This is a genomic window from Paenibacillus sp. FSL W8-0187, from assembly GCF_037969755.1.
Lineage (GTDB): Bacteria > Bacillota > Bacilli > Paenibacillales > Paenibacillaceae > Paenibacillus_AQ.
The window spans coordinates 6,385,619-6,399,536 of the sequence record NZ_CP150206.1; the positions used below are offsets into that span (position 1 = coordinate 6,385,619).

Consider the following 13,918-nt stretch of genomic DNA (forward strand, 5'->3'; position numbering starts at 1 on the left):
TTGTACTTTACCCACAAAAGCAGCTTACGAATACAACCAAACCCTCATAAGCGAAAGAAGTTGCTCCGTTTGTATCGGCTTCTTCATATAATCGGAAGCTCCCGCTTCAATACATTTCGCGCGATCCTCTTTCATGGCTTTGGCTGTCAGGGCAATAATCGGCAGTTTCTCGAATTCCGGCATTTCGCGTAAACGTCGCATCGCTTCATAACCGTCCATCTCCGGCATCATCATATCCATTAACACCAGATCATAATCCGGATGTTCCTGAAGCAGCTCGATTGCTTCCCGACCGTTCTCAGCGAAGGTAACTTCCATATGGTATCCCTCCAGCACGCTGGAGAGAGCAAACACGTTGCGGATATCATCGTCCACCAGCAGAATCTTCTTACCTTCAAACAGCTCTTCCTTGTTGTGCAGTTTCTGCAGGATTTTACGCTTATCTTCCGGCAAATCAGCCTCGACCCGATGGAGGAACAGTGTTGTTTCATCCAAAAGCCGCTCCGGCGATTTTACGTCTTTAATGATGATCGACTCCGCATATTTGCGTAGCTGCATCTCTTCCTTCGAATCAAGGTCCTTGCCTGTATAAATAATAATCGGCAGATCCACCAGTTTCTCATCGTCGCGGATCTGATCTAGCAGCTCAAAACCTGTCATGTCCGTCAGCATCAGATCAAGCACCATACAATCATAGTGCTGTTTGTGCAGCTCAGTGAGCGCTTCGGCGCCTGTGGATGCCGCCGTAATCGATACATCGTCATGACCAATCAATTCAATAATGGAATTCCGCTGAATATCATCATCCTCGACAATCAGCAGATGCTTCATCGATTTTTCCGTATAGGATTCGATATGCGTAAACGCGCCCTCCAGCGCTTCCCTGGATGACGGCTTCTTCAAGTAAGCGATCGCTCCCATCATTAATCCTTGTTTCACTTCATCCACGACCGAAATGACATGCACTGGAATGTGGCGCGTAACCGCAGAGCTCTTCAGCTCGCCCATGACAGACCAGCCATCAATAACCGGAAGCTGGATATCCAGGATGATGGCATCCGGTTTGTACGACTTGGCCATCTCCAGACCGATATCCCCCTGCAATGCAACCAACGCCTTGAAGCCGCGTCCTCTGGCCATATCCATAAGAATTCTGGCAAACTTCACGTCATCCTCAATGATAAGCAACACTTTATCTGTCGGTCCGAGCTGGTTGCGATCATCATCCACCTGTACGGATGGCTGAGCCTCTTTCGTAATCATCTTTGCCTTCGGCACGATCAGATTACGCTCCGGTGGTGCCTCAATTGCTGCGGCTGCTTGCTGTGTACCTTCTACCAAATCCGGAGGATTAGCTGGCAGGAAGAGTGTGAAGCAGCTTCCCTTGCCTTCTTCCGATTCAACCAGAATGCCTCCGCCCAGCAGACGGGAAAGCTCGCGGCTGATGGATAAACCAAGCCCGGTTCCCCCGTATTTACGGCTGGTTGTGCCGTCTACCTGCTGGAAGGCTTCAAAGATTAGATCCGTTTTATCAGCCGGGATACCGATACCGGTATCTCTGACAGCAAAGGCCACATAATCCGCTTCGGCATTCAAGTAAAGCGGAAGTTTCTCCTTGTCGGCCTTCTCCACATGCAGCTCGACAGAGCCGCTATTGGTAAATTTAAAGGCGTTCGACAACAGATTACGAAGAATTTGCTTCACACGATGGCTGTCCGTGACAATGCTCTGCGGAATATCTGCACCAATGTGCACACCCAGGTCAATATGCTTGCGGGATGCAACGGCGGCAAAATTCTGCTCCACGAAGGCTTCAATATCCGGAAGCTGAACATCCTCATAATTGATCTCCATTTTCCCTGCATCCACTTTGGACAAATCGAGAATCTCATCAATCATTTTCAGCAGATCGGAGCCCGACATATAAATAGTCTGTGCATATTCAATCTGCTTATTGCTCAGATTTCCATCCTTATTCTCCGACAACAGCTGTGATAATATCAGCAGGCTGTTAAGCGGGGTCCGTAGTTCGTGGGACATATTGGCCATGAACTCCGACTTATATTTGGTTGTAATCGAAAGCTGCTTCGCTTGCTGCTCAAGCTGCATTCTCGCCTTCTCGATTTCATCGTTCTTCTCTTCCACTTCCTGCACCTGTTCCTCAAGCGCACGCGTCTTGGCAACAAGCTCGGTATTGTAATGCTCCAACTCTTCCTGCTGGCGCTGCAGCAAGTCCTCGGAACGCTTGAGGGCATTGGTTTGCTCCTCCAGATTTTCGTTCGTACGGCGAAGCTCTTCTTGCTGGGTCTGCAGCTCTTCCGATTGAACCTGAAGTTCCTCGGTCATGGCTTGCGATTCGCGCAGCAGCTGCTCCACCCGCAGACGGCCTGTAATATTGTTCAGAATAATGCCAAGAGATTGACTCAGCTGAGATATTAGCTGCTGCTGTAATGAGGTTGTTTCCTCAAAGGCTGCCAACTCCATAACACCCATCACTTCATTTTCAAACAGAATCGGATAGATCATGACGGATACCGGCTTCGATGATCCCCATGCGGATTCCACCTTCATGTAATCCTCCGGTGCGCTTCTCAGTACGATCGGTTTCTTGTCGAATGCAACTTGACCAACAAGCCCTTCCCCGATCATGAAAGAAATCTTCGGTTCTTCGCCGCCTTCATGGGCGTAAGAGCCCTTCATCTCCAACTTATTCGGATGTTTGTCTTCTTGACGGATATAGATAGCTCCATAATGCGCACCCAAAATTGGCGTGAACTCGCTGATGAACCGCTGACCGACTTCCTCTAGGGAATTGATCCCCTCCAGCAGCTCCGTGACTCTGGCCATATTCGAGTTCAGCCAAGACTGATCACGCTGCGCCTGGAGATAGGTTTCCTCGATACGCTGCTTCTCAATAATGTCTTCCGACAGGTCTTTAAATACCCGAGCCACATCGCCAAACTCATCCTTGGACGTAACTTTAATACGACGGATCGCCTTCAATCTGCCTTCGCCAAAGCTCTTCAGCATCATGGAGACCACGTTGATGCCCCGGGTAATGCTTGGGAGAATCCATAGAATGACCAGCATTCCGATTAACAATCCGCCAGCCATGATATAGATGAACATTTGGACAGAGCGGTCATATGCCGCTTTTGCTGCTGTTATTTCATCATTGATCTTCTGGTTCTCATAACTGCTAAGCTCGTTCAAACTCGTCAGCATCTCTTCCTGGACAGCTTGTCCAGTCGAGCTGCGTAGCAGATTGGCCTCTGTTGCATTGCTCTTTGCCAATAGTTCCAATGTCTTGTTTTGATAAACGATATATTGATTCACCGCACGATCAATCCGGACTAACAATTGCTGCTCTTCGGCGGTATTTGCACTTTCCTTGATCGCTTTAAAATACGCCTGAGTTTGTGTTGTCATCGTTTCCAGTTCCTGTTCGGACACAGCGTACGTGGACTGGTCATTACTCAGTATCATATTCGTAAGCTCACGCGCCATATCGTTGACCTCTCCGCGCATTGCGCTGGAGTTTCGTACCTTTTGATAGCGCTCCTGATAGACCTGATCCATCTGGTCTTTCATATAAGTGATTCGGTCATAACCAATCAAGGTCAGAACCAGCATGAGCGCCAGTAAAGTCGTAAAACCAATGACTAACTTGCTCCTAAGCTTCATTGATTGGTTTCCTCTCCTTTTTTAAGAGATATCCAAACCAGGCATTTATCGTCCTCTCGCTCCTGCGATGGATCATCCACAAAATATTGCTCCTTCATTTCATCTTCTCGCCAATGATGAGGGCCGCCCAAATGTTCCTTCAAATACTCCAGCTTCTCGTCATGACCCCCCTCTACCAGCTCAAGCAGGCCATCCGTATACATAACCAAGTGTCCTTCGCCTTCATACTGAAAGCTTCTAGGCTCCATGTCTTCGATCCGGTCGAATAACCCCACTGGGCAGCAGCCTTGATCCAAGGTCATCACATCCCCGCTTTCCTGAAAGAAAAGAGCCGGAGGATGGCCTGCATTGACATAGTCCACCCGCTTCAAACGGGTGTCTACAACAAGATAGATCGCTGTAAAATAGTACTGTATCAGCTGTTCGCCGAGGTTTAACTGATTGAACCTGCGGTTCAATTCCTGAACCACCTTCTCCGGTTCGACATAAGTTGTCACCGTGTCCTTCAAAACCGAAGCGATGAACATGCAAAATAGGGACGAAGTAATCCCGTGTCCCATCATATCCAGCAGAATCACGCCATAACGGCCTTCGCCAAGCGGGTACCATGCATACAAATCCCCCGCCAGTTCCGCTGAGGGCTGGTATAACGCATGAATCTCAAGCTGATCATCTTCAATTGGTGAGCTCAAAACGGCATTCTGAACCATGGCCGCAAGCTTCAATTCAGCTTGGACCCGCTGTTCCCTCTCAATATGCCAGTCTTTCTCATGCTTCAACCGGAGCGCCAGACGAATCCGTGCCATAAGCTCCACCTTGTTGATCGGCTTCGTCACATAATCGACGGCTCCGGCATCCAGCGCTTCCGCCAGCTTCTTGGAATCCCCGACGGCAGTGACCATAATGATCGGTATATCTTTCAAATGCTCATATTGCTGTACAATACGGCAAGCTTCAATTCCATCCATCTCGGGCATCATCATATCGAGCAGAATCAAATCGATATCCGCTCTCCGGGGATGCAGCTCACGGCTGCGATCGCCAATCCCCAGATGTTCCAGCATTTCCAAGGCTGAAGATGCAGATAAAGTATTCTGATAGTTTTCCTTTTTTAAGATTTCTCGAATAATAATGACGTTAGTCGGATTGTCATCTACGATTAATATTCTCATTGCCCTCTCCCTTAACGTTACGGATTATACGATAGAAATCCTTTTCCTACTATTATACTATAATAACCTTCTGATCAATTGCCATAGAAAAAGGCTCTGTATCTTGAATCTTCCACCTTTACAAGGTTTATGGAACATTCTTTTAAAACATAGATAAGGAATGAGACGTCCAAGGTCTCATTCCTTATCTATGATTTAAGTCCTATAACGCATACCGTCGATGTTATGTCATTAATCTTTTTTAGCGATGACGAGTACTTTGCCTAGATCCAGCTGTTTCTCATAGAATCCAGCCTCGGCCTCCGTGAAGCCAAGCGATACGATTTTGGCGCGGAGCTCATCGCCGCGGGATCGGAATAAATTCGCAAAGGCATCAAACACGCCTTCTTCCTTGATGCCTACGTTGTTGGCATCGGATGCATCCACGATCCGGCTTGTCTTGTCCGAATCATGAGCCAATACATAAATTCGCTCCTGATCGTAACCGGACTGGCGCAGGTTCTGAACTTCCTGAACCGCTTGCGTACCGTTCTCAACGACTTTGGCATATGACTTCGTATTGGTAAATTCCATTGTGAAAACCTCCCCTAATAGTGTAAAACCTCAGTAGGTTGTAGTCCATTTGTTATTAACCTGATTTCTTAAGGTTGAAACAAATTTACTGGCTATAATCGAAAAACAAATCAATTCCTGTAATTTCACCGGAGTTCCGGTCAATAAACACCTTAAGCGCATGATGGTCCTCAAGGTACACATCCCCGTCCTCCGCTTTAAAATACGGCTTCCCCAGAGATGCCCGAATTTGATTGGTTGTCATACCTATACGCTGGTCTTCAACCTGAAAGGATGCGGCAGAGGGCTTCACATGAACATATTCCGTGTAGCCGTTGCGAACCCCAACCTCCAAATCTTTGTAATCCAGCTTGGTCATTCCGGTCAGCTCCTCATGCTCAATTTGAGCCGGCGCTCCCAGCTTGCGAATGACATCGCGCTTGTTATCCGTTAACGAAATCCCGTTTAAAGTTCGATAGCTCTCCGTAGAGTTGTCGCTGGTCTGTGCTTGTCCAACATCCGATGCGGCATGAATAATAGGCGGTGGCGACATCCCGGCAGAAGGCTGCGGCTCTGCCACAGCACCTCCACCTCCGGAGTAAATCAAGAGCCCTACCATCAACAGTGCGACATTCCACATGCGACCTCCTCCTTTCTTCAGCTTGCAGAGCTATACCCGGGCTTGGCTTTTTTACATTTATCTGGCTTTTTGACGACGAAAGCTGTTCCACAGACCAACCGCTGTATCCACGTAGGCTAACCAATTCCGGCCGCGTGACTTTTCTTCTTCTTCCGTATGCTGGTACACCGCATCATAGGACTGGAATGTACGATCCTGAGCCGTCAAAGGCACTTCCGTACGGGCAGGCTGCTCTTTCTTCTGTTCCATCCGGGATTGCTTAAAGCGGCTAACCATGCCGGAGGATACCTGCTTCACCGCATAGGTGACTTCGCTTAAAGCTTCTCCCAGATTCTTGACGGTATCCAGTACCGGATCGATCTGTCTCATCTTATGCTGAACATCCACCGTAATATCGTTCGTATTTCGAATGGTCTGCTTCACTTCATAAGTCAATTCGTCCACCGTCTTTTGGACATCCTGGAGTGTTTCTGTTACCTTTTCGAGCGATTGTGTCGCAGCCTTTAATGTCTTGATTAAAAAGAAAACCAGAACCGCAAATGCCACAGCAATAATGGCAACACTGATTTGGGTTAGCATACGTTGTCCCTCACTTTCAAGTATGTTGGTTTCGGATACGCAATAGTTACCCTATCCCCCAGCTCACGAAACAAAGGGACGATTGCTATTCCTGCCATTGTTCTGCAGCTTGTTTCATCCTCTGCCGCCCCGGTTAAAGAACACTACGAAGGGCGCTGTGGCAACAGCCGATAGCTCCCTACCGAGCTTCAAATTGGGTATATGCCGCTTCTTGAAGCCTCCTGAGACTGCTTGCTATATCCAATAAAATCGATAAAGAAAGCAGGGTGAATAGGATGTTAAAATGGTCCGTAATTTTTCTAGTTGTTGCACTGATTGCAGGGATCTTTGGCTTCTTCGGCATCGTTGAGGCTGCAGCCAGTATCGCGAAGGTGCTGTTCTTCATCTTCGTTGTCCTGTTTGTGATCTCTCTCTTCACCGGACGCAGACGAAGTATGTGACGCTGTAAGCCCATGCATTGAATATACACATTTGGAAATGAAAAAAAGGGTGTCCTCCGTTTGATAAACGGATTGGACACCCTTTTTATGCGTTATGCGCTGAGCAAAATCGGATCGGGTTACACGTTCGTTCCTGCAACCTCCTGATTTCCTGAAGTCTTCGGCTCTTCCGCCGGTCTCGTCTTCTTAATAAAGAAAGCCAAGATCAAAGAAGCGACGCTGATCCATGTGGCAATAACAAAGGCATAATTAATGCCGTAAATGGTTGCTTCGTTACCCAGCTTGAGCAGGTCAGCCTGATTCTTCGGATCAAATAGTCCCGATTGCATCAGGGCTTCCCCTTTGCTCTCGGCCTGGGTGGACATTACGGTAACAAGAATCGCCGTTCCGATCGAGCCGGAAACCATGCGGAGTGTATTCGACATGGCCGTACCGTGGGCGTTCAAGCTCCGCGGCAGTTGATTTAGTCCGGCCGTCTGGATCGGCATCATAAGCATCGACATCCCGAACATGCGGGCCGTATAGATGATCATGATGTGGTTGTAAGACATTGTTTCGGTCAAATTACTAAACTCCCACGTCGTAATGACCGTAATCGCCAGACCGATAACAGCCAGCCATCTTGCGCCAACCTTATCGAAGATCGCGCCCGTAATCGGTGACATGATCCCCATCAGAATAGCGCCGGGAAGCATGAGAAGTCCTGATTCCACCGGCGTGAATCCACGGATCTGCTGCAGATAAATGGGCAGCAGGATCATGCCGGCATACATTGCCATCGTGACAATGACATTGATTAGGGTCGTTAACGTAAACATGTTGTATTTGAATATCCGGAATTCCAGCATCGGATTGTCGGTCTTCATCTCCCGCCATACAAACAGGATGAGGGCGATCGCCCCGACCGCTAGGGTCGTAACAACCGGCGTGCTGGACCAACCGTCATTCCCGGCATCACTGAAGCCGTACAGCAAACCGCCAAAGCCCAAGGTGGACAAAATGATCGCGATCATATCCAGCTTCGGCCGGCTGACCTCGGTAACGTTTTTCAGGAAGAAAACTCCGATTAATGTAGCAATGATCGAGAAAGGCAGAATCATGTAGAACAGCACACGCCAATCATAGTGCTCCACAATATATCCGGAAAGCGTAGGTCCGATAGCAGGAGCAAATATCATAGCGATCCCCATCATCCCCATCGCCTTGCCGCGATTCTCAACAGGGAAAATATTCAGAAATACAACGGTCATAAGCGGCATCAAAATACCTGCACCCGCAGCCTGAACGAGGCGTCCGGTAAGCAGGAACGCAAAATTGGGGCTGATGGCACACAGCAAGGTGCCAATCGTAAACAGCGTCATCGCACTGATGAACAGCTGCCTTGTCGAGAAACGCGCGATCAGATAAGCGGTAACGGGGATCAAGACCCCGTTCACCAGCATAAAGCCTGTGGTCAGCCACTGGGCTACTGTCGGTTTGATGCTCAAATTTTCCATGATGCTCGGCAGAGCAACATTCATCAATGTCTGGTTAAGAATGGCGACGAAAGCGCCAATCATAAGTGCAGCAATGATAGGGCCTTTCTTAACAGGCTCGCCGGGGCGAACAACGGTATGGGTACTCATGTGCAGCCTTCACTCTCTTTCTAAGTAAAATCATATATATAGCTTGTTTGTTCTATGTGGACATCTGACCTTGGATGTGCTCAACATTCGTCAAAATTTTGCGATATAGGACACTCAACTGCTTAACCTCTTCGTCCGTTAGAAAACCGTATAACAAATCGCTCAACTCGGCACGTTTATTGGCCAACTGTTCGATCAGTTCCCGCCCAAGCGGCGTGATCTCCAGATGGATAACTCTTCGGTCGGCTGTATCCCTTATTCGGCGCGCGAACCCACCTTCGATTAATTTATCGGATATGCCTGTAACCGCTCCGCATGTCACATGAATGGAATCGGCCAAATCCGACAATCTCAAAGCTCCCTGTTCATGAAGCATCTCCAAAGCGGTATACTGGGTTCTGCCTAGTTTAGGAAATCCCTCCTTCTGCCATTCATGATGCACAGTCCGAACCATCTTCTTAAATAGCATCTCCAACTCCAGAATTTCATTCCGCATGGACATGTATTTTTACACTCCCTTAAAAGGTCCAGCACTCCTTCAACAGAGACAGCCATCTTCGCCTCTATATACTTTAGTACTAAAACATTTATTTCTAAACATTTATTGATTATAGTGGCGGATGATTATAGTGTCAATGTTTACATATGTATTTTCTTCATAGTTTTTTTCTGAAAATAATGACATCTCTTGAAAACACAAAAAAAGACCCAGACATTCTTCCCTTGTCTGAGTCTTTAGCCGATTCCCTTGCTTTACTTAAATAGCGACGGAATGGACATCCAATCCATGGTGAAGTTCAATTCCAAGCCATCAGACAGAAACTTCACATTTTTCACAGTTACCAGATCCGGTAAATAGTCCTTGAGCGAAATTTGAATCGGATCCAGGCGGAACATATTCAAAGGGATCTCAACTCCCCGAATCGTCGTCGATTCATGTATCAGGTGAAGATGGCTTCCCTCAGCCGACATTTGAAAGCGCAGCACAGCGCCAAAGGGAAGGATCCCCCATTGCCCGTTCATACGGGCTGTCATTGTGGTGCCATTCATCATGAAATCGGCGCCTGTAATATCTACGCCCAGGTCATGGGTGCTCATATATTTGACCATGTTCTTCTTGCTGAGTTCCCCGACTTCTTCTGTGCTCAGCAGCATGCGGGTATCCCGATTTGATACCATAGTCATCAACTTGTCCTTAAAATCAACGGAACGATATCGCATATCAAGAGATTGCGTAGGATAAACAAACCAGACCAACGCACCGATAATCACAAGCAGAAGGACAAATATACCCAGCAGGAAACGTCCGGCTCTTTTTTTTCGACGTACCATTCAAAGTCCCTCCTCCCATAGGATATTCCTGCAATAACAAGGCTTTTCCCATCTCCAAAGTATATAGGAATCCATGAAACTTGTCACGATTTGAGAAATGTACCCAACTTTCTTGGTTCAAAACATCCAAATCGTGGTTATTACGATAATGTGTTAAAATAATGTGTCAAATCATACTTCGGTCCCAAGGAGGAATTATTCCATGAAAAAAACACTAAGCATTACTGCAGCCCTAGCACTCACCCTGTCCCTGACCGCCGTAGCAAGCGCAGACCCGATTAACGGGACGGTATCCGAAACTTCGGGGACGGTAACTGAAACTTCAGGTCCGGCTCCCATCTCGACGACAGAGCCTATTATAAAACCGGAAGAAGTCGTGTTGGTGCCTACACCTATGATCGAGATTGCGGAAAGAACCTACTTCTATAACGCTCCAAACGGCGAAAAGCTTGGTGCCTTGGCTTCGCAAAAAATCGACACAACCGGTAATCGAACGGGTGTCGTGTTTGGCGGGGAATGGATTGAAGTTTATACATGGCTCGGTAAAGCTTGGATTTATGTAGCGTAATCGTGTATGACTGCCGGACTTCATGATCCTTCATGTATCCTAGCAGGTTAAATGGCAGGTCAAGACAATCTTGGCCTGCCATTTGTATACGTACCTCTTCGGTGCCTCTAGGACGATCCCTTAGGCTCCACATGAATGTGGACACTCATAATATTGTGAATCTTCTCCATCTGTTCTTCGATCCGGTCACTGATCTGATGACCCTCCAGAACACTGATATCCGGGTCGACCTCGATGACAACATCCACCAGCACATGATTGCCGTGAATTCGGGCCTTCATGTCCTTAATCCCCTCGACACCGGGCGTACGGGCAATCGTACTGCGCAAGTCCGACAAACGATTTTCATCAAAACCGTCCGTTAGACTATAGGTGCTATCTCTGAATATTTCCCAAGCCGTTTTGCAAATAATGACACCAACCGCTACCGCCGCTACGGTATCCAGCCAGGGCAGGCCGAATTGAGCGCCGATAATACCAACAGCTGCCCCCACACTGACAAGTGCATCCGATAAATTATCCTTGGCCGCTGCCATGAGTGCCTGGTTATCGATGCGCCGTGCGAGGTTCCGATTGTACCGGTATACGCCAAGCATGGCAACGGCACAGATGCCGGCCACGCCGGCAGACCATAAATTTGGTATTTCCTTAGAGCCTTCAAAAAATGAACGAACGGCTTCAACCAGCACTTGGATACCCACGACCGCCATGATAAATGAAGCAACCAGAGCCGCAATCGTCTCCGCCCTTAAATGCCCATACGCATGATCGGAATCCGGCGGTTTCTGGGAAATTCGCAGTCCGATCAATACGGCGAGTGATGCCACAATATCCGTCAGGTTGTTGAAACCGTCAGCAAGCAAAGCACTGGATGCAAATAAGTATCCACAGAATATTTTAAATGATGACAACACGAGGTAGGCTGCAATACTGATCCAAGCCCCGCGTTCCCCTTGTTTGATGTTTTCATAGGCGTTATTCACTTTATACGTCTCTCCTTTGCTTGCCCTTTTGCAGGCCTCAAGCGATATCCATCATTATCCATATTTAATCCTAGCAAAGGTCATTCGTGTGGGTCTAGAGAAACATAATTGCTTTCGGTCAAAGAACCATGGGCGTAGAAAATGGTATTAATCATTGTTACCCTTGCCGGGCGATTTAAAAACGAATAAAATGAGGACAGGCGAACACAAAGAGGAGGGTGATACTATGCCCGAGAATAATAATGAGTCACGTAAAGTGAATTTGGCTGATGCAATCCGGCAAAAGCTGGAACAAAAGAAACAGCAAAACTCATCCGCGAACAAACCCGGACAATTCCAGGCCGGTTCAGCGCAAAAAATGAAAAGCCAAAACAATAAAAAACCAAACAACCAGCGTCGTCGTACCGGCGGTTCGTAGAAGAGCCCGTCCGTGCATAACGCAAAAAATGCTGCACCTCCCATACTTGGAAGGTGCAGCATTTTTTAATGGATCGTGCGAGATGAAAGCTCGCGCCATCATCTTCGCCGTCGTATCTTATTTCTTAAGCTTCAACCGGGTACATGCTTTCGCGAAGTCCCTTGATCTCTTCACTCTCAAGATACTCATCATAACTCATGCTGCGGTCGATAATGCCATTTGGCGTAATCTCGATAATTCGGTTGGCAATCGTCTGAATGAACTGATGGTCATGCGAGGTGAACAGAATCGTTCCGTCGAAATCGATCAGACCATTGTTGAGTGCCGTGATGGATTCAAGATCCAAGTGGTTCGTCGGCTCATCGAAGATGAGCACATTCGCGCCGTTCAGCATCATTTTGGCCAGCATACAGCGAACCTTCTCGCCCCCGGACAATACGCTTGCTTTCTTCAACGCTTCCTCACCCGAGAACAGCATGCGGCCAAGGAATCCGCGCAAGAATGTCTCATCTTGATCCTTGGAATATTGGCGCAGCCATTCCACAAGGTTGATATCAACACCGTCAAAATAAGCAGAGTTGTCTTTCGGGAAATATGCCTGGGTGGTTGTTACACCCCAGCTGTATTCACCGGCATCCGCTTCGGTTTCTCCTGTAATGACCTGGAACAGCGTCGTTTTCGGCATACCGTTCGGTCCAACAAATGCGATTTTGTCGCCTTTGTTTACAACAAAGCTGACATTATCCAGAACCTTTTCCCCATCCATCGATTTGGTGATGCCATCAACCGTAAGCAACTGCTTGCCCGCCTCGCGTTCAGGCTTGAAATGAAGAAACGGATATTTACGGTTCGAAGGACGAAGATCCTCCAGCGTAATTTTATCGAGCTGTTTCTTACGGGAAGTCGCCTGCTTCGATTTGGAAGCATTCGCCGAGAAGCGTTGAATAAATGCCTGCAATTCCTTGATCTTCTCTTCCTTCTTCTTGTTGGCATCCCGTTGAAGTTCAAGCGCCAGCTTACTGGATTCATACCAGAAATCATAGTTGCCGACATACAGCTGGATTTTACCGAAGTCGATATCCGCAATATGCGTACACACCTTGTTCAGGAAGTGACGGTCATGGGATACCACGATAACGGTGCCTTCATAATCCATAAGGAAGTTCTCGAGCCACTGAATCGATTCCAGGTCCAAGTGGTTGGTAGGCTCATCCAGCAGCAGGTTATGCGGACGGCCAAACAATGCTTGCGCCAAGAGAACGCGTACCTTCTCATTACCGCTCAGCTCCGACATTTTCTTATCGTGCAGCTCACGTGGAATGCCGAGACCGATCAGGAGCGCTGCCGCATCCGGCTCTGCATCCCATCCGTTCAGCTCTGCGAATTCGCCTTCCAGCTCACCCGCACGCATGCCGTCTGCTTCAGAGAAATCGGCTTTCGCATACAGCGCATCTTTCTCTTTCATGATGTTATACAGCCGGGCATGACCCATAATAACCGTCTCCAGGACTGGATACTGGTCGTATTCATAGTGGTTCTGCTTCAGAACCGCCATCCGTTCATTCGGTGTCATATGAACCTCGCCTTGGTTCGGTTCAATCTCACCAGAGAGGATTTTCAGAAATGTAGACTTACCCGCCCCGTTGGCGCCGATGAGGCCGTAGCAGTTGCCCGGGGTGAATTTTATATTGACATCTTCAAATAGTGCTCGTTTGCCATAGCGGAGCGTTACGCCGCTTGTACTGATCATTAAGCATTACCATCCTTTATCACTATTGGTTTCAGCACATTATAGCATAAGTACGACGGTTATCGAAGCTTCTGGACGATATAAAACGGTTTTAAACAAATATAACCTCCTGCTTGCACTCTTTTCTCAAGCGCACAGGACAGGACGCCGTCGATCAAAAACTACTTTTTCTAGT

The 13,918-nt window shown here is 47.9% G+C and carries 13 protein-coding genes; 3 read left to right on the forward strand and 10 right to left on the reverse strand.

Features of this window, described 5'->3' with window-relative positions:
* Positions 1-24: 24 nt before the first annotated feature.
* The 5 genes from MKY48_RS29150 to MKY48_RS29170 form a co-directional block, all read right to left on the reverse strand.
* Entirely contained in the window at positions 25-3,684 is a 3,660-nt protein-coding gene (locus MKY48_RS29150; protein ID WP_339268080.1) for a response regulator, read from the reverse strand.
* Positions 3,681-4,856, reverse strand: coding sequence for a SpoIIE family protein phosphatase (locus tag MKY48_RS29155; protein WP_339268082.1), 1,176 nt, complete (start codon positions 4,854-4,856; stop codon positions 3,681-3,683). Before MKY48_RS29155 ends, MKY48_RS29150 begins: the two co-directional genes overlap by 4 nt.
* Before the next feature lie 231 nt (positions 4,857-5,087).
* On the reverse strand, positions 5,088-5,429 hold the full coding sequence (locus MKY48_RS29160; RefSeq protein WP_339268083.1) for a general stress protein: 342 nt from the start codon (positions 5,427-5,429) through the stop codon (positions 5,088-5,090).
* Positions 5,430-5,514: 85 nt separating this feature from the next.
* Positions 5,515-6,048: a hypothetical protein gene (locus MKY48_RS29165; RefSeq protein ID WP_339268085.1), complete on the reverse strand. Its 534-nt coding sequence runs from the start codon at positions 6,046-6,048 to the stop codon at positions 5,515-5,517.
* Positions 6,049-6,105: 57 nt separating this feature from the next.
* A complete protein-coding gene (locus MKY48_RS29170) occupies positions 6,106-6,627 on the reverse strand; it encodes a DUF948 domain-containing protein (RefSeq protein WP_339268087.1) in 522 nt (173 codons plus the stop codon).
* A 275-nt stretch (positions 6,628-6,902) separates the two neighbouring features.
* Here MKY48_RS29170 and MKY48_RS29175 point away from each other — a divergent pair, with 275 nt between their 5' ends.
* Complete coding sequence (locus MKY48_RS29175; RefSeq protein WP_006212708.1) at positions 6,903-7,067, forward strand: DUF1328 domain-containing protein; 165 nt, start codon at positions 6,903-6,905, stop codon at positions 7,065-7,067.
* A gap of 119 nt (positions 7,068-7,186) precedes the next feature.
* Here MKY48_RS29175 and MKY48_RS29180 read toward each other — a convergent pair whose 3' ends face one another.
* From MKY48_RS29180 to MKY48_RS29190, 3 genes are all read right to left on the reverse strand, one after another.
* A complete protein-coding gene (locus MKY48_RS29180; RefSeq protein WP_339268089.1) occupies positions 7,187-8,692 on the reverse strand; it encodes a DHA2 family efflux MFS transporter permease subunit in 1,506 nt (501 codons plus the stop codon).
* 52 nt (positions 8,693-8,744) lie between these two features.
* The gene (locus MKY48_RS29185) at positions 8,745-9,194 is read right to left on the reverse strand and encodes a MarR family transcriptional regulator (RefSeq protein WP_076325419.1); all 450 of its coding nucleotides are present in this window, start codon (positions 9,192-9,194) and stop codon (positions 8,745-8,747) included.
* 251 nt (positions 9,195-9,445) lie between these two features.
* Complete coding sequence (locus MKY48_RS29190; protein WP_076325418.1) at positions 9,446-10,024, reverse strand: hypothetical protein; 579 nt, start codon at positions 10,022-10,024, stop codon at positions 9,446-9,448.
* 202 nt (positions 10,025-10,226) lie between these two features.
* Between MKY48_RS29190 and MKY48_RS29195 the strand changes: the two genes are divergently transcribed.
* Positions 10,227-10,592 (forward strand): hypothetical protein, encoded by a 366-nt coding sequence (locus MKY48_RS29195; protein WP_339268092.1) that lies wholly within the window; start codon positions 10,227-10,229, stop codon positions 10,590-10,592.
* A gap of 107 nt (positions 10,593-10,699) precedes the next feature.
* Here the strand turns inward: MKY48_RS29195 and MKY48_RS29200 are convergent, their stop codons facing one another.
* The gene (locus MKY48_RS29200) at positions 10,700-11,575 is read right to left on the reverse strand and encodes a cation diffusion facilitator family transporter (RefSeq protein WP_339268094.1); all 876 of its coding nucleotides are present in this window, start codon (positions 11,573-11,575) and stop codon (positions 10,700-10,702) included.
* Between the two features lie 226 nt (positions 11,576-11,801).
* Between MKY48_RS29200 and MKY48_RS29205 the strand changes: the two genes are divergently transcribed.
* The gene (locus MKY48_RS29205) at positions 11,802-11,993 is read left to right on the forward strand and encodes a hypothetical protein (RefSeq protein ID WP_076325415.1); all 192 of its coding nucleotides are present in this window, start codon (positions 11,802-11,804) and stop codon (positions 11,991-11,993) included.
* A gap of 124 nt (positions 11,994-12,117) precedes the next feature.
* Here the strand turns inward: MKY48_RS29205 and MKY48_RS29210 are convergent, their stop codons facing one another.
* Positions 12,118-13,743 (reverse strand): ATP-binding cassette domain-containing protein, encoded by a 1,626-nt coding sequence (locus tag MKY48_RS29210; RefSeq protein WP_339268096.1) that lies wholly within the window; start codon positions 13,741-13,743, stop codon positions 12,118-12,120.
* Positions 13,744-13,918 lie beyond the last annotated feature (175 nt).

What these genes read in the sequence shown, in the direction of transcription:
- MKY48_RS29205 (WP_076325415.1), top strand. Translation starts at nt 11,802, where the DNA reads ATGCCCGAGAATAATAATGAGTCACGTAAAGTGAATTTGGCTGATGCA.
- MKY48_RS29150 (WP_339268080.1), bottom strand. Translation starts at nt 3,684, where the DNA reads ATGAAGCTTAGGAGCAAGTTAGTCATTGGTTTTACGACTTTACTGGCG.
- MKY48_RS29180 (WP_339268089.1), bottom strand. Translation starts at nt 8,692, where the DNA reads ATGAGTACCCATACCGTTGTTCGCCCCGGCGAGCCTGTTAAGAAAGGC.
- MKY48_RS29170 (WP_339268087.1), bottom strand. Translation starts at nt 6,627, where the DNA reads ATGCTAACCCAAATCAGTGTTGCCATTATTGCTGTGGCATTTGCGGTT.
- MKY48_RS29210 (WP_339268096.1), bottom strand. Translation starts at nt 13,743, where the DNA reads ATGATCAGTACAAGCGGCGTAACGCTCCGCTATGGCAAACGAGCACTA.
- MKY48_RS29190 (WP_076325418.1), bottom strand. Translation starts at nt 10,024, where the DNA reads ATGGTACGTCGAAAAAAAAGAGCCGGACGTTTCCTGCTGGGTATATTT.
- MKY48_RS29155 (WP_339268082.1), bottom strand. Translation starts at nt 4,856, where the DNA reads ATGAGAATATTAATCGTAGATGACAATCCGACTAACGTCATTATTATT.
- MKY48_RS29160 (WP_339268083.1), bottom strand. Translation starts at nt 5,429, where the DNA reads ATGGAATTTACCAATACGAAGTCATATGCCAAAGTCGTTGAGAACGGT.
- MKY48_RS29165 (WP_339268085.1), bottom strand. Translation starts at nt 6,048, where the DNA reads ATGTGGAATGTCGCACTGTTGATGGTAGGGCTCTTGATTTACTCCGGA.
- MKY48_RS29195 (WP_339268092.1), top strand. Translation starts at nt 10,227, where the DNA reads ATGAAAAAAACACTAAGCATTACTGCAGCCCTAGCACTCACCCTGTCC.
- MKY48_RS29185 (WP_076325419.1), bottom strand. Translation starts at nt 9,194, where the DNA reads ATGTCCATGCGGAATGAAATTCTGGAGTTGGAGATGCTATTTAAGAAG.
- MKY48_RS29175 (WP_006212708.1), top strand. Translation starts at nt 6,903, where the DNA reads ATGTTAAAATGGTCCGTAATTTTTCTAGTTGTTGCACTGATTGCAGGG.